General features: G+C 65.9%; 23 protein-coding genes. 14 read left to right on the top strand and 9 right to left on the bottom strand.

Translation table 11 applies throughout. The features are described 5' to 3' along the window. Positions 1-6: 6 nt before the first annotated feature. The 3 genes from RX330_RS09740 to RX330_RS09730 all read left to right on the top strand — a co-directional run bounded on the left by RX330_RS09740 (position 7) and on the right by RX330_RS09730 (position 2903). The gene (locus RX330_RS09740) at positions 7-588 is read left to right on the top strand and encodes an NUDIX domain-containing protein (protein WP_317242848.1); all 582 of its coding nucleotides are present in this window, start codon (positions 7-9) and stop codon (positions 586-588) included. 154 nt (positions 589-742) lie between these two features. Further along, a complete protein-coding gene (locus RX330_RS09735) occupies positions 743-1672 on the top strand; it encodes a glycine reductase (protein ID WP_317242847.1) in 930 nt (309 codons plus the stop codon). A gap of 37 nt (positions 1673-1709) precedes the next feature. Continuing rightward, entirely contained in the window at positions 1710-2903 is a 1194-nt protein-coding gene (locus tag RX330_RS09730; RefSeq protein ID WP_317242846.1) for a CaiB/BaiF CoA transferase family protein, read from the top strand. Between the two features lie 202 nt (positions 2904-3105). Here the strand turns inward: RX330_RS09730 and RX330_RS09725 are convergent, their stop codons facing one another. Further along, the gene (locus RX330_RS09725) at positions 3106-3870 is read right to left on the bottom strand and encodes an SOS response-associated peptidase (protein ID WP_317242845.1); all 765 of its coding nucleotides are present in this window, start codon (positions 3868-3870) and stop codon (positions 3106-3108) included. Between the two features lie 63 nt (positions 3871-3933). Here RX330_RS09725 and RX330_RS09720 point away from each other — a divergent pair, with 63 nt between their 5' ends. The 4 genes from RX330_RS09720 to RX330_RS09705 all read left to right on the top strand — a co-directional run bounded on the left by RX330_RS09720 (position 3934) and on the right by RX330_RS09705 (position 5850). Continuing rightward, entirely contained in the window at positions 3934-4434 is a 501-nt protein-coding gene (locus RX330_RS09720) for a hypothetical protein (protein ID WP_317242844.1), read from the top strand. A 33-nt stretch (positions 4435-4467) separates the two neighbouring features. Next, positions 4468-4902, top strand: a complete 435-nt coding sequence (locus RX330_RS09715; protein ID WP_317242843.1) for an NUDIX hydrolase — start codon at positions 4468-4470, stop codon at positions 4900-4902. 46 nt (positions 4903-4948) lie between these two features. After that, complete coding sequence (locus RX330_RS09710; protein ID WP_212089447.1) at positions 4949-5326, top strand: TIGR02301 family protein; 378 nt, start codon at positions 4949-4951, stop codon at positions 5324-5326. A 257-nt stretch (positions 5327-5583) separates the two neighbouring features. Next, on the top strand, positions 5584-5850 hold the full coding sequence (locus RX330_RS09705) for a hypothetical protein (protein WP_028134933.1): 267 nt from the start codon (positions 5584-5586) through the stop codon (positions 5848-5850). Positions 5851-6022: 172 nt separating this feature from the next. On the opposite strand, the gene RX330_RS09700 is transcribed toward RX330_RS09705, so the two are convergent. Together RX330_RS09700 and RX330_RS09695 are read right to left on the bottom strand one after the other, a co-directional pair. After that, positions 6023-6892 carry a sulfurtransferase gene (locus RX330_RS09700; RefSeq protein ID WP_317243869.1) on the bottom strand — a complete coding sequence of 290 codons (870 nt, stop codon included), beginning with the start codon at positions 6890-6892 and terminating at the stop codon, positions 6023-6025. Between the two features lie 172 nt (positions 6893-7064). Beyond that, positions 7065-8399: a dihydroorotase gene (locus tag RX330_RS09695; RefSeq protein ID WP_212089445.1), complete on the bottom strand. Its 1335-nt coding sequence runs from the start codon at positions 8397-8399 to the stop codon at positions 7065-7067. A gap of 101 nt (positions 8400-8500) precedes the next feature. Between RX330_RS09695 and RX330_RS09690 the strand changes: the two genes are divergently transcribed. The 6 genes from RX330_RS09690 (at position 8501) to RX330_RS09665 (ending at position 15273) form a co-directional block, all read left to right on the top strand. Beyond that, on the top strand, positions 8501-9382 hold the full coding sequence (locus tag RX330_RS09690) for a YgfZ/GcvT domain-containing protein (RefSeq protein WP_212089443.1): 882 nt from the start codon (positions 8501-8503) through the stop codon (positions 9380-9382). Continuing rightward, positions 9379-10005 (top strand): DNA-3-methyladenine glycosylase I, encoded by a 627-nt coding sequence (locus RX330_RS09685; protein WP_212089441.1) that lies wholly within the window; start codon positions 9379-9381, stop codon positions 10003-10005. Before RX330_RS09690 ends, RX330_RS09685 begins: the two co-directional genes overlap by 4 nt. After that, positions 10002-10616 (top strand): YfbR-like 5'-deoxynucleotidase, encoded by a 615-nt coding sequence (locus RX330_RS09680; RefSeq protein WP_212089439.1) that lies wholly within the window; start codon positions 10002-10004, stop codon positions 10614-10616. The genes RX330_RS09685 and RX330_RS09680 overlap by 4 nt, the downstream gene beginning before the upstream one ends. Positions 10617-10854: 238 nt before the next feature. Then, the gene (locus RX330_RS09675; RefSeq protein ID WP_212089438.1) at positions 10855-11361 is read left to right on the top strand and encodes a tyrosine phosphatase family protein; all 507 of its coding nucleotides are present in this window, start codon (positions 10855-10857) and stop codon (positions 11359-11361) included. Positions 11362-11542: 181 nt separating this feature from the next. Next, positions 11543-12511 carry an NUDIX hydrolase gene (locus RX330_RS09670; RefSeq protein ID WP_212089436.1) on the top strand — a complete coding sequence of 323 codons (969 nt, stop codon included), beginning with the start codon at positions 11543-11545 and terminating at the stop codon, positions 12509-12511. A gap of 47 nt (positions 12512-12558) precedes the next feature. Beyond that, the gene (locus RX330_RS09665) at positions 12559-15273 is read left to right on the top strand and encodes a DUF2339 domain-containing protein (RefSeq protein ID WP_212089434.1); all 2715 of its coding nucleotides are present in this window, start codon (positions 12559-12561) and stop codon (positions 15271-15273) included. A 3-nt stretch (positions 15274-15276) separates the two neighbouring features. Here RX330_RS09665 and RX330_RS09660 read toward each other — a convergent pair whose 3' ends face one another. The 6 genes from RX330_RS09660 to RX330_RS09635 all read right to left on the bottom strand — a co-directional run bounded on the left by RX330_RS09660 (position 15277) and on the right by RX330_RS09635 (position 20914). Continuing rightward, a complete protein-coding gene (locus RX330_RS09660) occupies positions 15277-16965 on the bottom strand; it encodes a methyl-accepting chemotaxis protein (protein WP_317242842.1) in 1689 nt (562 codons plus the stop codon). Between the two features lie 357 nt (positions 16966-17322). Then, positions 17323-17514 (bottom strand): hypothetical protein, encoded by a 192-nt coding sequence (locus RX330_RS09655; RefSeq protein ID WP_375848293.1) that lies wholly within the window; start codon positions 17512-17514, stop codon positions 17323-17325. A gap of 13 nt (positions 17515-17527) precedes the next feature. Further along, positions 17528-17767, bottom strand: coding sequence for a DUF6894 family protein (locus RX330_RS09650; protein WP_212089430.1), 240 nt, complete (start codon positions 17765-17767; stop codon positions 17528-17530). 165 nt (positions 17768-17932) lie between these two features. Next, the gene (locus RX330_RS09645; protein WP_317242841.1) at positions 17933-18520 is read right to left on the bottom strand and encodes a hypothetical protein; all 588 of its coding nucleotides are present in this window, start codon (positions 18518-18520) and stop codon (positions 17933-17935) included. 113 nt (positions 18521-18633) lie between these two features. Further along, on the bottom strand, positions 18634-19620 hold the full coding sequence (locus tag RX330_RS09640; RefSeq protein ID WP_317242840.1) for an MDR family oxidoreductase: 987 nt from the start codon (positions 19618-19620) through the stop codon (positions 18634-18636). Between the two features lie 43 nt (positions 19621-19663). After that, entirely contained in the window at positions 19664-20914 is a 1251-nt protein-coding gene (locus RX330_RS09635; protein WP_212089425.1) for an MFS transporter, read from the bottom strand. A 331-nt stretch (positions 20915-21245) separates the two neighbouring features. Here RX330_RS09635 and nadA point away from each other — a divergent pair, with 331 nt between their 5' ends. Then, the gene (gene nadA / locus RX330_RS09630) at positions 21246-22358 is read left to right on the top strand and encodes a quinolinate synthase NadA (RefSeq protein WP_317242839.1); all 1113 of its coding nucleotides are present in this window, start codon (positions 21246-21248) and stop codon (positions 22356-22358) included. The last annotated feature ends 106 nt before the right edge of the window (positions 22359-22464 follow it).

The raw sequence follows: 22464 nt of genomic DNA, 5'->3' as shown, positions 1-22464 counted from the left end.
CCCGCCATGACCATTTCCGACCGCGTCCGCATCAAGGACGTCCGCGTGCTCTCCGACGGCTGGACCACGCTGAAGACCACGACGTTCGAATACCGGCGCGCCAATGGCGAGTGGCAGACGCAGCACCGCGAGACCTACGAGCGCGACAACGCCGCCGCGGTGCTGCCGTACAACCGCGCGCGGCGGACCGTGATCCTGGTGAAGCAATTCCGCCTGCCGGCCTTCATCCGCGGCCATGACGACCTGCTGATCGAGGCCGCCGCGGGCGTGCTCGACAATGCCGAGCCCGAGGCGCGCATCCGCGCCGAGGCCGAGGAGGAGACCGGCTATCGCCTGCACCACGTCCACAAGGTGTTCGAGGCCTTCATGAGCCCGGGCGCCATCACCGAGAAGCTGCATTTCTTCGTCGCCGAGTACGAGCCCGAGATGCGGGTGAGCGACGGCGGCGGCCTGGAGCACGAGGGCGAGGACATCGAGGTGCTGGAGCTTTCGATCGACGAGGCCCTGGCGATGATCGCCGACGGCCGCATCATCGACGCCAAGGCGATCATGCTGCTGCAATATGTGGCGCTGCATGTGTTCAGGTGAGCTAGCTTACCCTCCCCTGGGGGCCAGGGGAGGCTGAGGGGCGCCGTGCCCACCATCCTCGCCTGCAATTCAGCCCTGCGCCGCCGCGCCCCCCGTTGAGCGACGCGAAAACTATCTCTAGTCTGGCCCCAACCAAGAACCAGGAGACGCGCCCATGACCGCGCCGCGCGACGACGAATTCGGCTTTGCGCCCGACTATGATGCCCCCGTCCCCTACATGCAGCGCACGCGGGATTATTACGCGGCGATCGGCTACACCACGCCGTATCGCTGGGCGCACTACACCTCGGCGCCGTTCCAGCCGCTGACGAAGCCGCTGGCAAAGTCGCGCGTGACCATCATCACGACCGCTGCGCCGTACGATCCAGCCAAGGGCGACCAGGGGCCAGGGGCGGCGTATAACGGCAGTGCGAAATTCTACGAGGTCTACGACGGCGACACCTCCAGGGAGCACGACCTTCGCATCTCGCATATCGGCTACGACCGCAAGCACACCTCGGCGACCGACAACGGCACCTGGTTTCCGCTGCCGCAGCTCCTGAAGGCGTCCGCCGCCGGGCGCATCGGCGAGGTCGCCCCGCGCTTCTTCGGCGCGCCGACCAACCGCAGCCACCGCGTCACGCTCGACACCGACGCGCCGGAGATTCTGGCGCGCTGTCTCGCCGACAAGGTCGATGTCGCGGTGCTGGTGCCGAACTGCCCGGTCTGCCACCAGACCACGGCGCTAGTGGCGCGGCATCTCGAAGCGAACGGCATTCCGACCGTGATCATGGGCTGCGCCAAGGACATCATCGAGCACGCCGCCGTCCCGCGCTTCCTGTTCAGCGACTTCCCGCTCGGCAATTCCGCCGGCAAGCCGCATGATGTCGCCTCGCAGGCGCAGACGCTCGAGCTGGCGCTCAAGCTGCTGGAGACCGCGAGCGGTGCGCAGACCACGATGCAGTCGCCGCTGCGCTGGAGCGAGGACGCCTCCTGGAAGCTCGACTACAACAACGTCGCGCAGCTCTCAGCCGAAGAGCTGGCGCGCCGCCGCGCCGAATTCGACAAGCAGAAGGAAATCGCGCGGGGCAACCGCGCCGCCTGACGTCCTCCGATAACGACAACAAAATGGGGAGAGCGACGTGACGCGACCGTTCGAGGGCGTGAAGATACTGGACTTCACCCAGGTGCTGGCCGGCCCCTATGCCAGCTACCAGCTTGCGCTGCTGGGAGCGGACGTCATCAAGATCGAGCGGCGTGAGGGCGAGGACATGCGCCGCACGCCGCTGTCACGCGAATGGGCCGAGCGCGGGCTGGCCCCCGCGTTCCAGGCCGTCAACGGCAACAAGCGCAGCCTCACGCTCGATCTGCAGAAGCCCGAGGCGATCGCGATCGTGAAGAAGCTTGCAGAGACCGTCGACGTCGTCATGGAGAATTTCCGCCCCGGCGTGATGGACAAGCTCGGCATCGGCTACGAGGCGCTGTCGGCGATCAATCCTAAACTGATCTATTGCGCGGTCTCGGGTTTTGGCCAGACCGGGCCGGACCGCTTGCGGCCCGGCTATGACGGCAAGATGCAGGCGCTCTCCGGCATCATGGCGATCACGGGCCATCCGGAGACCGGACCGACGCGGGCGGGCTTTGCGGTCTGCGACGTGCTGTCGGGCGCGACCGCCGCATTCGGCGTGTCGAGCGCGCTCTACCAACGCGACCGCACCGGCAAGGGCCAGCTCATCGACGTCTCCATGCTGGAGGCGACGCTGGCCTATCTGTCCGGGCAGATCGCGGACTGGTCGGTCGCCGGCCATCGCCAGCAGCTCTCGGGCAACCAGGCGGTCAGCCGCAGGACCACGGCGAACTTGTTCAAGTGCGGCGACGGCCATATCCTGCTCGCCGTCAACAACGAGAAGCAGTACCGCGCGCTGATGAGCGCGCTCGGCCGCGAGGATACGCTCAGCGATCCGCGCTTTGCCGACTGGTTCGCGCGCAACGAGAACGAGCCGGCGCTCCGCGCCATCATCGAGGAGGTGCTGGCGGCACGGCCGGCGCGCGAATGGGAGACCTTACTGGAAGACGCCGGCGCGCCCTGCGCCAGCATCTGGAAGGTGGAGGAAGTCATCGACCATCCGCAAATCAAGGCGCGCGCCGCGATCCAGGAGCTGGACACGCCCTACGGCCGCCTGCGCTTTGCCGGCAGCGGCTTCAAGCTTGCCCATGGCGGCGGCAGGCTGGACCGGATGGCGCCGGAGCTGGGCGCTGATACGGAGGCGGTGCTCGGCGAGCTGGGATTCGATGCGGCGGAGATTGCAGGGTTGAGGGCAAGGGAGATCGTGTGACGATAGCGCCACATACTCTCCTCGTCGTCCCGGGGCGCGCGTAGCGCGAACCCGGGACCCATAACCACAGGGTCGCGTTTGACGAAGACTCGTGGTGACCGGCTCGCGCCACAACTGCTCCCTGTGGCTATGGGTCCCGGATCTGCGCGCGCTTGGGGCGCGCTTGTCCGGGACGACGGCGGAGTGGGTGGCGACACTGCAGCTAGAACAACGACCCCTGCCCGTCATCCGATGAGCTAGCCACAACCTTCCGCACCGCCCTCTTCGGCTTGGCCGCCTCTGCTTCCGCCGCCATCTCCTCCGCGCTGATCGGCAAGAGCAGCTGCTCGTCGTCATTGGCGACGCGGTTGACGCGGGTGGAGACCGGGTGCCAGGCAAATTCGCCGAGGCGCGGGGTGGCCAGCAGCGGCAGGATCGCGTCGACCTCGTCGCCGCGAATATCGAGCCAGCGCTCGAAATCGCGCTCGCTGATGGTGACGGGCACGCGGTCATGCAGCGCGGCGAGATCCTCGCCTGCGGCGGCCGTGACGATCGCGACCGTGTCGAGTTCCTCGCCGTTCGGTCCGGCCCAGGTCTCGAACACAGCGGCGAAACCGAGCGGCGCACCGTCGGCGCGGTGGATGAAGAAGGGCTGCTTGCGGCCGTCCTCCACCTTCCATTCGTAATAGCCGTCGGCCGGGATCAGTCCGCGCCGCCGGCGTATCGCTCTCTTGAAGGCGGGCTTCTCGAGGATCGTTTCCGAACGGGCGTTGATCAGGAGCGTGAATCCGCGAGGATCCTTGACCCAGCCCGGCAAGAGGCCCCAGCGCATCAGGCGGAAATGCCGCGCGCCGTTCTCGACCAACACGACCGGAATCGGTTGTGTCGGCGCCACGTTGTACCGAGGCGGGAAATTCGGCTGCTCGACATAGCCGAACAGTTGCCGCAAGGCCGCGGGGGCCGAAGTTATGACGAAGCGTCCACACATCCCAGGGCGTCTATATAGGGTCCGTTCAGGTCCTTTTAACCCCGAACGTTAACACTGCGGCTGATGAGCTCAATGGCCTCCCAACCCGCGCGGACGCACGTACAGACGGGCCCCGAGGCTTCCGCCTGGGCCGAGCGGCTGCGCGTGGCCAACATCAACCCGCGGACCGGGCTTGCCACCGACTATCTCAACCATTTCAATGAAGCCGTGATGCTGCTGGAAATGGTCCCCGACATGCCCGAATGCGCGGAAGACTTTTTGACCTGGTCGCCGCTGTCCTATGCCGAGCATTTCACGGCCTCCAACTTCAAGGCGCGCGACCTCGCCATCGAGGCCTATGAGAAGGCCGATCCCAACGTGCGCGCCCAATTCGACCACCTCACCGACACCATGACCTCGATCCTGACTGCGGTCGGCTCGGCGATGCGCGACGTCGAAAAGGACACGACGCGCATTCGTCTCGCCGAGCAGGCCGCGCTCTGGGTCAAGCCGCTGATCGCGGCCTGCGGCGGCATCATCCATGGCGGGGCCGAAGCTGACGTCGATACCATCATGGCGAACTGAGCCGGGTCCTTTCAGAACAGGTCCTTCAAGAAGATGGTTTCAGCCGTCCAGCCAACCCATCCCCAGATCGCGGTCAGTGCCGCCGTCTTCCGCGACGGCAAGGTGCTGCTGACCCGCCGCGCCCGCTCGCCCGCCAAGGGCTTCTTTTCGCTCCCGGGCGGCCGGGTCGAATTCGGCGAATCGCTGCACCAGGCCCTGAGCCGCGAGGTCGACGAGGAAACCGGGCTCGACATTGCGATCGTCGGCCTCGCCGGGTGGCGCGAGGTGCTGCCGGCGGCGACCGGGGCCGGCCATTATCTGATCATGTCGTTTGCCGCCCGCTGGGTGGCCCGTGAGCCGGTTCTGAACGACGAGCTCGACGACTACCGCTGGATCGCGCCCGACGCCCTGGCCAGCCTCGGAGACCTCAAGCTGACCGGGGGGTTGGAAGAGGTCATCCAGTCCGCCGCGCGCCTGATCGGCCCCTGACCGCCCGCCTTGCGTCCACGGGCCCAAGGGGGCATACAGCCGGCCGATGTCCACGCGATTTCTCGCCATTTTTGCCCTGGTTCTCGCCTGCGCCTGCGTGCCTGCTCGGGCCCAGGACGTGGCGGCGCCGTTTGACGGCGATCTGCAGAGGCTGGCGGAGATCCTTGGCGGGCTGCACTATCTGCGCGGCATCTGCGGGGCCAACGAGGGCAACAAATGGCGCAACGAGATGCAGGCGCTGATCGATGCCGAAACCCCCTCCGGCGAGCGCCGCACCCGCATGATCGCGGGCTTCAACCGCGGCTATAACGGATTTCAGCAGACCTACCGGAGCTGCACGCCGGCGGCGACGGTGGCGATCCGCCGCTATATCGAGGAAGGCTCGAAGATCTCGCGGGATCTGACGGCGCGTTACGCGAACTGAACTCTCCCTCCCGTCATTCCAGGGCGCGCAAAGTGCGAGCCCGGAATCCATTCATCCACCGGCTCCGTAGCGTGATGGATTCCGGGTTCGCACCTGTCGGCGCGACTCGGAATGACAAGCAGTGGGAACTCTGTCATCGAGTTTGTTCACAGCCGTTAACCGTTCTTAAAGATGTAGCCTAGCGGTCATTAACGCCCGTGCTAAACCTCTCGCACAGCGCATCGCCGTGGATCGCGCCCCAGCCCTGATCGAGTTTCATGAGCCAGCCGATTTCCTACGCCCCCGCCCGCGCGCCGCTGCCCGATCACGAGCAAAAGCAGGCCGCACTGAGCTATCTCAACGAGGCCTGGGCCGAAGCGCGCCATGATGGCGTCGACGGCGACTGCCTGGCGCAGGCGAGCTTGTTCGCGGCCTTTGCCGAGCTCGTCGGCACCTACGGCGAGGACGCGGTCGCCAAGTTCGTCGAGGGCTTTCCCGGCCGCATCCGCAACGGCGAATTCTCGGTCGACATCTGCAGGCAGTAGGAACTGCCGAAAATGACCCCGCCACACGGGCGGGGCCAGTTGACGGATGAATGACTCAGCGAAAAGCGTCGCGAAGTCTGCCGTGTTTATCGCACGGAAGCGGTTGCGCGCAGACAAGCATTAGTCTCGCGATGCCCGGGAGATGTTCCCGATGCCACCGGGAACGCGCGCCTCAATCGGTCTCGATCGGCAGGGCCGCATCCCTCGCCCACTCGCCCATCGAGCCGTCATACAGCGTCAGCTTGTCGTAGCCGAGCTGCGTCAGCAGCAGCAGATCGATCGTCGCCGAAATGCCGCCGCCGCAATAGCAGATCACATTCTTGTCGCGCGTGATGCCCTGTGCCGCGAATTTCGCTTCCGCATCCGCGAGCGTTGTCAGCGTCTTGTCGGCGTTCACGAGCGTTGCCGCTGACACGTTGACGCTGCCGGGAACGCGGCCCGGCCGGCCGTAACGGCTCGGCTCGAGGCCGCGGTGAAATTGCGGCCCGAGCGCATTGACGATGACTGTCTTGGGATCGCCGATCCGCGATATCACCGTATTCTTGTCGACGAAGAACCCCGCGCGCGGCGTGGCTTTGAAGGTCGTGGCCTCATATCCCCTCGGTGCGCCTGTTGCGACCGGCCGCCCCTCGTCCTTCCATTTGTCGAAACCGCCGTCGAGCACCTGCGCATCGACGCCGAGCGAACGCAGCATCCACCAGAACCGGGTCGACCACATCATCGTGCCGATGCTGTAGAGCACGACGGTCTTGCCCGCGTCGAGGCCGTGGCGGCCGAAGGCGGCCTCGAGTTGGGTGACGCCGGGCATCATGAAGAACTGTTGCGACGAGGTGTCGGAGAACTCGCCCTGCAGGTCGAGGAAATCGGCGCCGGGAATGTGGCCGGCTTCGAACGTCTTGTCCCCGGGCACCGCGCGATACGGCACGTCGCTGCCGGGCGGAACAGGCTCGTTATACGTCGTGCAGTCGTAGAGGCGCAGGTTGGGATCGCCAAGGATGGCGGCGAGCTGTTCGGTGGTGATGAGGGCGTTTCGCTGGGACATCATGCGGCCTCCCAATTTGCGGTTTCGCTTCGCGGCACACTGTCATTGCCCGCGAAAGCGGGCAATCCAGGATTCCAGAGGCTGCAGTCGCATCAATCAACTCTCGTCGCGGCGTACTGGATGCCCCGGTCAAGCCGGGGCATGACAGCGGAGGCAGAGGCTTGACCTGCTTCTACTGCTTCAGCGTCTCCAGAAACCGCACCGGCTCACCCTGCGAAGGCGTCACCAGCTCGCCTTGCCACATCACGCGGCGGCCGCGGACGAAGGTGCCGACGGGCCAGCCCGTGACGCGCACCCCGTCATAGGGAGTCCAGCCGGCCTTGGACGCCACCCATTTGTTGGTGATGGTCTCGCTGCGCTTGAGGTCGACGACCGTGAAGTCGGCGTCGTAGCCGGCGGCGATGCGGCCCTTGCAGGCCATGTTGTAGAGGCGCGCGGGACCGGCGCTGGTGAGATCGACGAAGCGGGCGAGCGAGAGCCGGCCCGCGTTGACGTGATCGAGCATCAACGGCACCAGCGTCTGCACGCCGGTCATGCCGGAGGGCGAGGCCGGATAGGTCTTCTGCTTCTCCTCCAGCGTATGCGGAGCATGGTCGGAGCCGAGCACGTCGATGATGCCTTGCTCGATACCGCGCCAGATCCCGGCGCGATGATCTGCCCCGCGCACAGGCGGGTTCATCTGCGCCAGCGTGCCCAGCCGCTCGTAGCATTCGGGCGCGACCAGCGTGAGATGATGCGGCGTCGCCTCGCACGATGCGACGTCCTTGTGGTCGCGCAGGAATTCGATCTCTTCCTTGGTCGAGATGTGCAGCACATGGATGCGCTTGCCGGTCTCGTGCGCAAGCTTGACGAGGCGCTGGGTCGCCATCAGCGCCGCAGTCTCGTCGCGCCACACCGGATGCGAGCGCGGATCGCCCTCGATGCGCAGCGATTTGCGGTCGTTGAGGCGGTACTCGTCCTCGGCGTGGAAGGCGGCGCGGCGGCGGATCACCTGGAAGATGCGGCGCAGGCTTTCGTCGTCCTCCACCAGCAGCGCGCCGGTCGAGGAGCCGATGAACACCTTGACGCCGGCGCAGCCCGGCGCGCGCTCGAGCACCGGCAGGTCCTGCACGTTCTCGCGGGTGCCGCCGATGAAGAAGGCGAAATCGCAATGCATGCGGTGATGGGCGCGCTTGATCTTGTCGGAGAAGGTCGCCTCGGTCACGGTGAGCGGCGAGGTGTTCGGCATCTCGAACACGGCGGTGACGCCGCCCATCACGGCGCTGCGCGAGCCGGTCTCGAGATCTTCCTTCTGCTCCAGTCCGGGCTCGCGGAAATGCACCTGCGTGTCCATGACACCGGGCAGGATGTGCAGGCCCTTGCAGTCGATCACTTCCGCGGCTGAGGCCTGCGACAGCGGGCCCAGCTCGGCGATGCGACCGTCCGTGATGCCGATATCGCGAACACCCTCGCCGTCCTGGTTGACGACGGTGCCGTTCTTGAGGATCACATCGAAGCGCTGGGTCATGGCTGAGGGCCTCTCTCGTCCCCAAGCGCAGGGCTCGAGGTCTTGTCGTTTATGCCTCGCGGGCTTACGTTCCGGAGCAACATGTCGCAAGAGATTTTCGCATGAAATCAGCGTTTCTTCCCGACCGGGGCGTGGTCAAGGTCGCGGGCGAGGATGCGCGCAACTTCCTCAACGGCCTGGTCACGACCGACGTCGACAGGCTGAAACCCGGGCTGGGCCGATTCGGCGCGTTGCTGACGCCGCAGGGCAAGATCATCGTGGATTTCCTGATCACGGAAGTGCCCGCGGGTCATGGCGGCGGGTTCCTGATCGACTGCCCGAAAGCGCTGGCGGATAGCCTCGCCACCAAGCTGAAATTCTACAAGCTGCGCGCCAAGGTCACGGTGGAAAACCTCTCCGGCGGTCTCGGCGTGCTTGCCGCATGGGACGGCCAGCCCGCGGCCCAGCCCGACCTCGCCTTCGCCGACCCCCGCCATGAAGGCCTCGGTGTTCGCATCCTGATCCCCGAAGATATCAAACAGAAGCTGTCCGACCTCATCGGGGCCGAAATGGTCGATGCGACCGAATACGAGGCGCACCGCATCGCGCTCGGCGTGCCGCGCGGCGGGCTCGATTTCATGTACAGCGACGCGTTTCCGCACGAGACCAACATGGACCGCCTTGCCGGCGTCGATTTCGACAAAGGTTGCTATGTCGGCCAGGAGGTCGTCTCGCGCATGCAGCATCGCGGCACCGCACGCACCCGCAGTGTGAAGGTGCTGCTCGACGGCCCCTCGCCGGAGGCCGGCGCGACCATTCTTGCCGGCGACAAGCCGGTCGGCACCATCGGCTCGACCTCCGGCGGCAAGGGCATAGCTCTGGTGCGCATCGACCGTGTCGCGGACGCGCTCGATGCCGGCCAGCCGCTTACTGCCGGAGGGCTGGCTTTGACGCTCGCTGAACCGGACGTCGTTCGCATTCCAGCCAAGCAGCCCATCGCATGAGCCGCGCCCCCCGCCTGCATCCCGACGGAAAGACCCGCTGCCCCTGGCCTGGTGAAGATCCGCTCTATGTCGCCTATCACGACACCGAATGGGGCGTGCCGGAGTATGACGACCGCGCGCTGTACGAAAAGCTGATCCTCGACGGCTTTCAGGCCGGTCTCTCCTGGATCACGATCTTGCGCAAGCGCGACAACTTCCGCAAAGCCTTCGACGATTTCCAGCCCGAGAAGATCGCGCGCTACAACGACAAGAAAGTTCATGCGCTGATGAACGATGCCGGCATCGTGCGCAACAAGGCCAAGATCGACGGCACGATCCTGAGCGCGAAGTCGTATCTGGACATCATGGAGAAGGGCCCGGGCTTCTCGAAGCTGCTGTGGGACTTCATGGACGGACGACCCAAGGTCAACCAGTTCAAGACCACGGCGAGCGTGCCGGCCTCGACACCATTGTCGGTGCAGATCTCGAAGGAGCTGTCCTCGCGCGGCTTCAAATTCGTCGGCCCGACCATCGTCTATGCCTTCATGCAGGCGACCGGCATGGTCAACGACCACCTCGTCGACTGCCATTGTCACGCGACCTGCGGCAAGACGCAGCGCAAGCCGCGCCTCAAGGCAAAATGACCGCGAAGAAAACGGCGGGCGTTGCGCAGTCCCGCGCCTGGCAGCGCATGCTGTCGGGCCGACGGCTCGACCTGCTCGATCCCTCCCCGCTCGACGTCGAGATCGCCGACATCGCGCACGGGCTGGCGCGCGTTGCACGCTGGAACGGCCAGACCATCGGCGCGCATATCTTTTCGGTCGCGCAGCATACGCTGCTGGTGGAAACCGTGCTGCGGCACGAGATGCCGCGGGTCGATCAGCGCATGCGGCTCGCCGCGCTGCTGCACGATGCCCCCGAATATGTGATCGGCGACATGATCTCGCCGTTCAAGGCCGTGCTCGACGGCCACTACAAAGCGGTCGAGAAGCGCCTGCTCGGCGCCATCCACATCCGCTTCGGCCTGCCACCGGAATTGCCCGAAGAGATCACGCAGGCCATCAAGGCCGCCGATCGCGGTGCAGCCTATCTGGAGGCGACCGCGCTCGCCGGCTTCGAGGAGCCCGAGGCGAGGCGCCTGTTCGGCAAGGATCCCGGCCTCTCCGACAGCGTCCGGCGCGACTACCTGACGCCCTGGACCGCGGCACGGGCCGAGAAGCAGTTTTTGGAGCGGTTCGGGGCGGTGTTCGCGTAGCATTGTCGTGGGAGAGTGATGCCTCACACTCCGCCGTCGTCCCTGCGAAAGCAGGGACCCATACCCACAGGGAGTGGTTGCAGCGCAAAACCGGTCATCACGAGCCTTCGTAAAACTCAACCCTGTGGTTATGGGTCCCGGATCGGCGCGCGCCTGTAGCGCGCTTGTCCGGGACGACGAAGTGGTAGCTTTGCCCACCCTACGGCACCGGCTATAATCGCCGGCAAAAAGGTCCGCCATGATCCACGTCTGTTCCCTCGCCGCGCTTCCCGAAACCGTCCGCCTCACCGGGGCCAGCCACGTGCTGACCGTAATGGCCAATGTCGAGCAGGTGGCGCGGCCGGTGTCCGTGCTGCCGGCCAACCATCTCAAGGTGTCGATGGACGACATCACCCAGGAGATGGATGGTTTCGTCGCACCGTCCGAGACGCATATCGAACAGGTGCTGAACTTCGTGCGCGGCTGGGACCGCAGCGCACCGCTGGTGGTTCATTGCTATGCCGGCATCAGCCGCTCCACCGCGAGCGCGTTCGCGGCGGTCTGCGCGCTCAATCCGAACCGCGACGAGCTCGATATCGCCAGGAAGATCCGCGCGGCCTCGCCGATTGCCTCGCCGAACCGGCGCATCGTCGGCCTCGCCGATCGTGCATTGGGACGCAACGGCCGCATGCTGCGCGCGCTCGACGAGATCGGCCCGGGCGCGATGATGGTCGAGGGCCGCCCCTTCGTGATCGAGCTGGAATGAGAGTTAGGCCACATCGCAGAAGGTGCGTCATCGCCGGGCTTGTCCCGGCCATCCACGAGCTTTCACGCGGTACGGAGAACGTGGATGCCCGGGCCTTCGCCTCGCCGAAGCGGCTTCGGCCGCGCAGGCGGGACGAGCCCGGGCACGACGTGTTTGCGGCAACAGCTGCGCGCCACATCGCATGAGCGAGACGCTCCTGACGCCGATCGAGATTGGCCTCACCGCGGCCATCGTCGCGATCGCGGGCCATGAGCCGCTGATCCTGACCGCGCGCGACAGTGACGGGCTTGCCGGCCTGCCGTTCGGCCCGTTCGACGCGGTCGCGCACCGCACTTTCGAGATCGGCCTGCGCGCCTGGGTCGAGGAACAGGCGGGCTTGCGGCTCGGCTATGTCGAGCAGCTCTACACCTTTGGCGATCGCGGCCGCCATGCCGAGGCCGGCGACACCGGGGCGCATATGGTGTCGATCGGTTATCTCGCACTGACGCGCGCGGTGGACGGCGAGCTTGCAGCAAACGCGGCGAGCTTTTCGCCATGGTACCGTTTCCTTCCGTGGGAAGACCGGCGCGAGGAGCCGCCCGCGATCATTGCCCGCGACATCATCCCTGCGCTGACCGAGTGGGCCGCGGAGGAGACGCCGGAGACCACGCGCGCATTGCCGCGAAAGGATCGCGTGCGATTCTACTTTGGCCTCGACGGAGCGGCCTGGGACGAGGAGCGCGTGCTCGATCGCTACGAGCTCCTGTACGAGGCCGGGTTGGTCGAGGAAGCGCGGCGCGACGGCCGGCCTGCGGCATTAGCGCGCAAGACGCTTCCACCGCTCGGGACCTCGATGCGGTTCGACCACCGCCGGATTCTCGCCACGGCGATCGCGCGGCTACGCGCAAAACTGAAGTATCGTCCTGTGGTCTTTGAACTTTTGCCGCCTGAATTCACACTTACCGAACTGCAGCACACGGTGGAGGCGATTTCCGGCCGACACCTGCACAAGCAGAATTTCCGCCGCCTGGTCGAAATGGAAGCCCTGGTCGAACCGACCGGGGTCATGTCGACACAGACCGGCGGACGACCGGCGGCGCTCTACCGCTTCCGCCGCGACGTGCTTCAGGAGCGACCCGCACCGGGCTTGCGCGTACGCTCCCGGCGCTAGACAAGGATTTCGCGATCGGCCCCATCCGTCGATCGCCTGGAGGCTTCATGTTCGACGGCACGTTCGACGTCTTTGCGTGGATCATTGCGATCGCCGCGTTCATCATTGCCATCAAGGCCGCCAACCTGGCGGGCGAGCTGCGCCGGCGACTGAATGCGCTCGAAGAGGCGTTTGACGCGCAGCGGCGGATGCAGCCGCCGCCGCTCACACCTGTCTGGGAGCAGGCGCCGGCCGCCGCGACGGCTGCCGCGGAGCTCCCGCCGCTTGCGCCGGAAACCGAACCGGCGTCGCCACCCGTGACCGAAGCTGTTTCGCCGCCGCCGCCCGAGGCGGGCCCTGAAGCCGCTGCGCCGCCTCCTTTGCCCGCGCCTGCGCCTGATATTCAAGAACCTGGCTTCGAGGAGCGGCTCGGCACGCGCTGGGTGGTGTGGATCGGCGGGCTTGCGCTCGCGCTCGGCGGCTTCTTCATGGTGCGCTATTCGATCGAGGCCGGCCTTCTCGGCCCCGGCGTGCGCGTGTTCCTGGGCGGCCTGTTCGCGGCCGCGCTGCTCGGGGCCGGCGAATGGACGCGGCGCAAGGAGAGCATCTCGACCATTCAGGCGCTGCCGATCGCCAACATTCCCGCGATCCTCACCGCCGCCGGTACGGCGGTGGCGTTCGCGACGATCTATGCCGCCTATGCGCTCTACGGCTTCCTCGTGCCCGCCACGGCCTTCGTGCTGCTCGGCATCGTCGCCATGTGCACGCTCGCCGCAGCGCTGCTGCACGGACCGGCACTCGCCGGCCTCGGCGTGGTCGGCGCCTTCGTGACGCCGGTTCTCGTCTCCAGCGGCAAGCCCGACTATTGGGCGCTCTACATCTATCTCGCGATCGTCACCGCCGCGAGCTTCGGCCTCGCCCGCATCCGGCTGTGGCGCTGGCTCGCGGTCACCACGATCGTGTTCGCCGTGTTCTGGGCCCTCGTCGGGCTCGAGCCGGAGCTGCAGGTCGCGCCGCACGCCTTCCACGTCATTGCGGGCTTCGTGCTCGCTGCCCTCCTCGTCGTCTGTGGCTTCATGTTCGGCCCGGCGGCCGAGGACGGCGAGATCGAGCCGGTCTCGTCGAGTTCGCTCGGTGCCTACCTGTTCGCCACGGTGGTGATCGTGGTGTCGAGCGCGCACGCCGATCTCGCGCTGATCGCCTTCACTCTGCTGGTCGCAGGCACGCTGTTCGTGGCCTGGCGCGCGCCGGCGGCAACGGGCGCGCTGGGCGCCGCCGCAGCGACCGTCTTCATCGTGTTCGCCGAATGGGCGGTGCGTGCCAATCCGGACATGCTGGTGCTGCCGGGCGGCCCGATGTCCGGCGTCGGCCCGACGGCAATCGACAGCTCCGTGACGCTGCATCTGGTCATGGCCGCGATCTTCGCCGCAGGCTTCGGCGTCGCAGGCTTCCTCGCCCAGGGCCGGTCGAACTCGGCCGTCATCCCGGTGGTATGGTCGGCGGCAGGTGTCGCGACACCGATCGCCATCCTGGTGGCGCTCTATGCGCGCATCGCTCACCTCGACCGCTCGATCCCGTTTGCGATCCTCGCAGTGCTGCTCGCCGCTGCTTTCGGTGCTGCGACCGAAGCCCTCTCACGCCGCGAAGATCGACCGGGGCTTGCTACCTCCATCGCCCTGTTCGCCACCGGCACGCTCGGCGCGCTGGCCTTGGCGCTGACCTTTGCGCTGGAGAAGGGCTGGCTTACCATCGCGCTCGCGCTGATGTCGCTCGGCACCGCCTGGATCTCGCTGCAGCGGCCGATCCCGTTCCTGCGCTGGCTCGCCGCCATCTTCGCGGGCCTCGTCACCGCGCGCATCGCCTATGACCCACTGATCGTCGGCGATGCCGTCGGCACCACGCCGATCTTCAACTGGCTGCTCTGGGGCTACGGTCTGCCGGCGGCATCGTTCTGGGGCGCGAGCATCTTCCTGCGCCGCCGCGCCGACGACGCGCCGCTGCGCATGGTCGAGACCGCCGCGATCCTGTTCACCGCGCTGCTCGCCTTCATGGAGATCCGGCACTTCGCGACCGGCGGCCGCATGACAGCGGCCCCCTCGCTGCTCGAATTCGCGCTGCAGGTCTGCATCACGCTCGCGATGGCGATCGGACTTGAGCGGCTGCGGCTGCGCAGTCACAGCATCGTGCACAACGCCGGTGCGGTCGTGCTCACGGCAATTGCAGGGATCATCAGCGTGTTCGGCCTCCTGATCCTGGAGAACCCGTTGCTGTTCTCCGGCGTCAATGTCGGCGGCCTCGTCTTCAACCTGCTGCTGCTCGGCTACGCTCTGCCGGCAGTGCTGATGCTGCTGCTGTCCTATGCGGTGGCGGGCCATCGCTCCGTCGTCTACGCCAACACGATCGCAGGCGGAGCCCTGGTGTTCGCGCTCAGCTATGTGACGCTGGAGATCCGCCGCTTCTATCACGGCCCGGTGCTGCTCTACGGCGCCACCACGAGCGCCGAGCAATACACCTATTCGATCGGCTGGCTCGGCTTCGGCGTTGTCCTGCTCGGCGTCGGCATCCTCGTCAACTCCGAGCGGGCGCGGCTGGCCTCGGCCGCCGTCATCGCGCTCACGATCCTGAAAGCCTTCGCCGTCGACGTATGGACGCTGACCGGCGTCTACCGGGCGCTGTCGTTCATGTGCCTCGGCATCGTGCTGGTCGCGATCGGCTGGCTCTACCAGCGCATCCTGTTCCGGCGGCAGGTCGCGCCGCCGCCGGCCGCGCAGACGGGCAGTTGATTATCAGGCCGCGCGGACCGACTCCAGGAACTGCGCGACCTCGACCTTGAGACGGGTGCTGTCGCTCGCCAGCGATTTCGCAGCCGAGAGCACCTCGACCGAGGCTTCGCCGGTCTCGATCGCACCACGCTGCACGTCGGTGATGTTCGCCGAGACCTCCTGCGTGCCGACCGAAGCCTGCTGGACGTTTCGCGAGATCTCCTGCGTCGCGGCGCCCTGCTCCTCGACGGCGGCGGCGATCGCTGCGGACACTTCGGAAAGCCGCTCGATGGTGCCGCCGATCTCCTGGATGGCGCTGACGGATTCCTGAGTCGCGGCCTGGATGCCCGATACTTGTGCCCCGATCTCGCCGGTCGCCTTCGCGGTCTGCTCGGCCAACGCCTTGACTTCCGACGCGACGACCGCAAAGCCGCGGCCGGCTTCGCCGGCGCGTGCCGCCTCGATGGTGGCGTTCAGTGCCAGCAAATTGGTCTGGCCTGCGATGGTGTTGATGAGCTCGACCACGTCACCGATGCGGGACGCGGCCTGCGACAGCGCGTTGACGCGCTCGTTGGTCCGCGCCGCCTGCTCGACGGCTTCCGCCGCCATCCGCGCCGAATCCTGCACGCGGCGGCTGATCTCGGTGATGGAGGACGATAGTTCTTCGGATGCGGAGGCGACCGCTTGCACGTTCGTGGAGGCTTCCTCGGACGCGGCCGCGACGACGGTCGCGAGTTGCTGGCCGCGCTGCGCGGTGCCGGTCAGCGTCGAGGCCGAGGCCTCGAGTTCGGTCGAGGCGGAGGAGACCGTGCCGACCACCTCGCCGATCATGGCCTCGAAATTGCGCGTGATGGCATCGACGCGGCGACCGCGCTCGATCTTGGCCTCGGCATCGCGAGCGGCCGCTTCGTCGGCGGCCTTCTTGGCGATCAGCGCCTCCTTGAAGATCTGGAGCGCATCCGCCATCGAGCCGATCTCGGTCCTCTCGCCGCGATGCGGCACCTCGGCCGAGAGGTCGCCCTCGCCGAGCGACTGCATCGGACGGATGATCGAGGCAATGCCGCGAGAGACATCGCGCACGAGATAATAGGCCGCGCCGATCGCGATCACGACGGAGAGTACGATGATGCCGACCAGCACGCGGAAGATCAACGCATAGCTGTCGGCCGCCTGCTTCGTCTCCAGCTCGGCGCCGCTGTTGTTGAGTTCGATGGCCTTCTGCAGCAGCGGATCGGCCGCCTGGGCCATCTTCGCGACCTTGGTCTGCAGCATTTCATTGGCGTCGGCCGGAAAACGCCCGACGCTCTTGCGCGACAGCGCCATGACGTCCTGCACGCCGTTCAGGTACTCGGCCCACGCCTTGGTCCATTGCCCGTAGAGCGCGCGCTCCTCGGCCGCGTTGATCAGCGGCTCGTAGACCTTTCGGGTCTTCTCGATGCGCTCGCGCAGATTGGCGAGACGCTTTTCGGCGGCCTCCTTGCCTTCGGCGGTGTCCTGCATCAGATGCAGGCGGAGGGCGACGCGCAGCTCATTGATGTCGGCGCGCATCGAGCCGAGTGCACGCACGCTCGGCAGCCAACTCTCCGCAATCTCGACCGTGTGAGCGTTGATGTTCTGCATGGTGCCGATCGCCGTCACGCCGACACCGGCGAGCGAGAGGACGAGAACTGACAACACGGTCAGAAGCTTGAAGACGATGGACAACTTCGACATCACGACAAATCCCGACGATGCCTAGCAACGCGCACGCCACCTGCGCCAGGCGTCACGACGGACGACCGTGCGGCGGTTAGCTCAACAGTGCTGGCTGGTTCTTATCCCGTAAGATTGCCTGCCATAATCGCAAGCAGGCGTTAACATGATCCTACGTAAAACTACGGCCGAGCCCGGTCCGCGCTATTTTCCGTGCACGCATCTGTTGCTGCATGCGGCGAGCGGCTGCCGTGGCGGGAGAGCGTCGCGTTCGAAAACAAAACCTGTGCGTGCGGGTCGCGACGAATACGAACGCGCGCAACCGCCGCGCCTTCACGCGCGACGGTTGAAGATCAGCTCTATCGAAGGAGGCGGCCGTCAGGCGGCGCGCACGGTGCCGAGGAACGTGCCGGCCTCGAGCTTGAGGGGTTGCTGTCGCCGGACAGCATCTGCGCGGCGGACCTGCGAGGATGCCGAACCCGTCTCGCTCGCGCCGCGCTGCACGTCTGTGACGTTGGACGACACCTGGTGAGTGCCTTCCGCCGCCTGCTGCACGTTGTAAAATTGCACCCTGAGGTCGGGTCTAGGGTGCTCCGACGCTTTCGCCGAGAAGGCTGATGCGAAACACCGGCTGCTTGTTTTCGTCGAGCAGTTCCATGCACCACTCGGCGTTCGGCTTCAGCCCGCGGGCGATGCTGCCGAGCAAATTGGCGCAGACCTCGGTCATTTCTGTCCAGGCGGCCGTGCGATCCTCGAACTCGTAGGGCTGGTCGGCGGCGCCGGAATAGCGACCGGTGCTGATGCGGAAGAAGTACAGCGACATCGTTGAACCCTTTTATCGCGCCGCGCCCCTCCGGCCGTACGCAAACTGGCGCGCGAACAGCTACCAAGGCATGAAAACCGCCGTCCGTATGACTACGGCGCAGCGGCTTCGCGTTCGATGGACGTCTTCAACTGAAAACTGCGCGGACCGTCCCGCGCGACCGTCTCACTGCGTCGAGCGACGCAGCTCCAGCGGGCCCTCGTTCTTGGCAGGCTCCGACTTCACCGGCTCGAGGCGGCCGCTCTCGACACGCGGCGTCTCGACGCGCGCGGCGACTTCGGTGTGAGATGCGGCGACCGAACCGGTATGCTCCGAAGAGCGCAGCGAACGCGGACGCGCGGCGGCGCGCGCCATCAGCATCTGGTTGCCGCCTTGGTGACGGAAGTCGCAATAGGCGAAGCCCATGCCCGACACCGAGCCGCGAAAGCTGCGATCATCGGTCTTTTCAAGGTTGAAACAGGGCTCGAACGGAATGCCCTTGATCGCGGCGCAGACGTTCTGGCCGCGGATCTGGAGCGTGTTGCCGGGCAGGCGAAGATGTTTCACCGGGCCTGAGCCCGAGAACTGCACCGCACCGGCGGCGCCGAGGTCGTCGAGGATGCGGCCTGCACCGCGGGTGCCGTCGAAACAGGTAAAGGCAAACACCTTGCCGGCCACGAAGCGACGCGCCTCATCGGCATTCATGCTTCCGGCAATGGCCGGCGCAAACGTTGCTGCCGCCGTGACAGCCCCCAACACAATACGCGCAAGCATGCTCAACTCCGAACCGACCCCCGCAGCGGGCGATGCCTTATCTCTTTACCCGCTGCTTACCATACTAACCATGGCGACATTGAAGCAGCTTGGTTGGTAAAGTCTGAACGCCGTTAGACAATTTTTACCACCATGCGGCCGCGGACCTGCCCCGCCAGAATTTTCGCGCCCCATTCCGGAACTGCGTCGAGCGCGATTTCTTGAGTGATTTCAGATAGTTTTGTCCGATCCAGATCGGACGCCAGACGCTGCCAGGCGGCCTTCCGCGGCTCGATCGGACACATCACGGAATCGATGCCGAGAAGGCACACTCCGCGCAAAATGAAAGGTGCCACAGACGACGGCAGGTCCATGCCGGCGGCCAGGCCGCAAGCCGCAATTGCCCCGCCGTATTTCGTCATCGACAGCAGATTCGCCAGGGTGGTCGAGCCGACGCTGTCGACACCGCCCGCCCAACGCTCCTTGGCAATCGGCTTGGCCGGTGCCGACAATTCGTTGCGGTCGATGATTTCGGCTGCGCCGATCTCTTTCAAATAGTCGGCCTCCGAGGCGCGGCCGGTCGACGCGATGACGTGGTAGCCGAGCTTCGAAAGCACGGCGGTGGCCACCGAGCCGACGCCGCCGGCAGCACCCGTCACCACCACGGGACCGCTCTTCGGCGACAGACCGTGCTTCTCCAGTGCCAGCACCGAGAGCATCGCGGTGAAGCCGGCGGTGCCGATCGCCATGGCATCGCGCGTCGATAGGCCTTGCGGCAAGGCAACCAGCCAGTCGCCCTTCACCCGCGCCTTCTCGGCATAGGCACCGAGATGGGTCTCGCCCATGCCCCAACCGGTGCAGACGACCTTGTCGCCGGCCTTCCACTGCGGATGCGAGGATTGCTCGACCGTGCCTGCGAAGTCGATGCCGGCAATCATCGGGAAGCGGCGCACCACCGGCGCCTTGCCGGTGAGCGCCAGGCCGTCCTTGTAGTTCAGCGTCGACCATTCGACGCGGACGGTGACGTCGCCGTCCATCAGCTCGGCTTCGTCGAACTGCGTCAGCGCGGCAGTGGTGCCCTTGTCCGCCTTGTCGACCCGGATCGCCTTGAATGTGGCCACGACTGAACTCCCTGACTTATGTTTGTCGGGGATGTTTAGCCGATCAGGCAGGCTGCGCAACTGCCCGATGAACCGGTTTCTCCACGATCGGAAGATTGATGAGCGCCGAGAGCACACCGAACAGGATCGAGAGCCACCAGATCGGCGTATAGGAACCGAACCGCTCGAAGACGATGCCGCCCAGCCAGACGCCGAGGAAGCCGCCGACTTGATGGCTGACGAAGGCGAAGCCGTAGAGCGTCGCAAACCAGCGCGTGCCGAACATCAGCGCCACCAGCGCCGAGGTCGGCGGCACCGTCGACAGCCAGGTCAGGCCGGAGACCGCACCGAATGCGATCGCCGAGAACGGCGTGATCGGAAACGAGATGAAGGCAAGGGTCGCCAGCGCGCGCGTGAAGTAGATGGTCGAGAGGATGTAGCGCTTGGGCAATGAGTTCTGGAGATAGCCGACGCTCAGCGATCCCACGATGTTGAACAGGCCGATCGCCGCGATCACCCAGCCGCCGGTTTGCGCGGAGATGCCGCTATCGACCAAGAAGGCCGGCAGATGCACGGTGACGAAAGCGAGCTGGAATCCGCAGGTGAAGAAGCCGAGCACCAGCAGCACGTAGGAGCGGTGGCCGAAGGCTTCGGCAAGCGCCTTGGTGAAGGTCTGATCATCCGCCGGCGTCGCGTTCGCCGCACGTGCGACCGGCGGCGTCGAGAGCGCCAGCGACAGCGGGATGATCAGCAACATCAGGAAGCCGAACACGGAAATCGCCTGCTGCCAGCCGAAATTGTCGATCAAGGCGACGCCGATCGGCGCGAACAGGAATTGCCCGAATGAGCCCGCCGCCGTGCCGGCACCAAGCGCAAGGCCGCGCTTCTCGGCCGGCAGCAGCTTGGTGAACGCGGACAGCACCAGATTGAACGAACAGCCGGCAAGACCGAAACCGACCATGACGCCAGCACCGATGTTGAGCGACAACGGCGTCGAGGAATAGCGCATCAACAACAGTCCGCCGGCATAGAGCAGAGCGCCCACGCACATCACCCGGAACACGCCGAAGCGATCCGCGACCGCGCCGGCGAGCGGCTGGCCCAGGCCCCACAACAGATTCTGCACGGCGATCGCGAGGCCAAACACGTCACGGCCCCAGGAGAATTCGTGGCTCATCGGCTGCACGAAGAAGCCGAGCGCCGAGCGCGGACCGAAGCCGAGCATGCCGATCGCGCAACCGCAGAGAATGATGACGGCCGGAGTGCGCCAATTGGAGGAACGTGAGGCCGGAGCAAGTTCGCCCGCTGATGTCATGGTGTTCCTCGTCTTCTTGGTGGTCTCGCAAAGCGGCGGCTGCGAACATGCGACTTAATGCACTTGCATGAAAATCCCAAGTTAAAAACGGTTGCATTCCACGGGGGGCTACCGCGGGAGCATTGCATTTCGAGGCGGCCTCGACCCGTCGGACCTGTTTGACGGAAATGTGTGAAGCCGGATCTGGCGGTCTCAGCCCGAGCATGTTATCTTCGATTTGCTCAGAGTGAGTATATTAGACCGCGATGAGTTCTTGCCGCCCCCGTGGGCGGATTATCTGGGCCTAACATATACTCATTATGAGTATAACTGACATGCAAGGGAGGCTTCGATGCCGATCGCTGGAATTTACGGCCCCGACGACTTTGCCAACCGGCCCCAGGGCCACCCCGAGAACCAGGTCGCCGCCTCCCGTGCCGCGGCGCCAACGGGGCCCGCGCTGCCGGCGCCCTCGCTGGCATGGACGCCGGAGGTCGCGCGCGCCACCGCCCCGGTCTATGAGCGTGTGAAGCATGTGATCCCGCCGATCGAGTGGCCGCTGATGGCGCCGACGATCCAGGCGATCAACGAGCTGAAGCGCGCGCGAGGCGCGGTGATCCTCGCGCACAATTATCAGTCCCCGGAGATATTCCACTGCGTCGCCGATATCGGCGGCGATTCGCTTCAGCTCGCCATCGAAGCCAGCAAGGTGAAGGCCGACGTCATCGTGCAATGCGGCGTGCACTTCATGGCGGAGACGTCGAAACTGCTCAATCCGGACAAGACGGTGCTGATCCCGGATTCACGCGCCGGCTGCTCGCTCGCCGCCAGCATCACCGGCGCCGACGTCCGCCTGCTCCGCGAAAGATTTCCCGGCGTGCCGGTCGTGGCCTATGTCAACACCTCCGCCGAGGTGAAGGCCGAGGTCGACATCTGCTGCACCTCGTCGAACGCGGTCCAGGTGGTCGAGAGCCTGGGCGCTCGAAGCGTGATCTTCCTGCCCGACCGCTATCTCGCAACTTACGTCGCCTCGAAGACCGATGTGAAGATCATCGCCTGGAAGGGCGCCTGCGAGGTGCACGAACGCTTCACCGGCCAGGAACTGCGCGCGTTTCGCGAGGCCGATCCCTCGGTGCAGATCATCGCGCATCCGGAGTGCCCGCCCGACGTGCTGGCGGAAGCCGACTTCACCGGCTCGACCGCGCATATGATCAACTGGGTGCGCGACAAGCGGCCGCGACGGCTGGTGATGATCACGGAGTGCTCGATGGCCGACAATGTCCACGCCGAGCTGCCCGACGTGGAGATGCTGCGCCCCTGCAATCTCTGCCCGCACATGAAGCGCATCACGCTCGCCAACATTCTGGACAGCCTGCTGACGCTCCGCGAGGAGGTCACGATCGACCCCGCGCTTGCGGCGCGCGCGCGGCGTTCGGTCGAGCGGATGATCAATCTGAAGAACTAGCGTCGCACATAGCCGTCGTCCCGGACAAGCGCAGCAAGGCGGAGCGCAGTCCGGGACCCATAACCACAGGAAGATGTGGTTGCGAAGAACGACGTTGAACAGCTTC

Origin of the sequence: Bradyrhizobium sp. NDS-1 (assembly GCF_032918005.1) — a bacterium.
Classification (GTDB): domain Bacteria; phylum Pseudomonadota; class Alphaproteobacteria; order Rhizobiales; family Xanthobacteraceae; genus Bradyrhizobium; species Bradyrhizobium tunisiense.
Note: the sequence above shows the minus strand (reverse complement) of the source record. Positions and strands in the feature narration are given on the sequence as shown.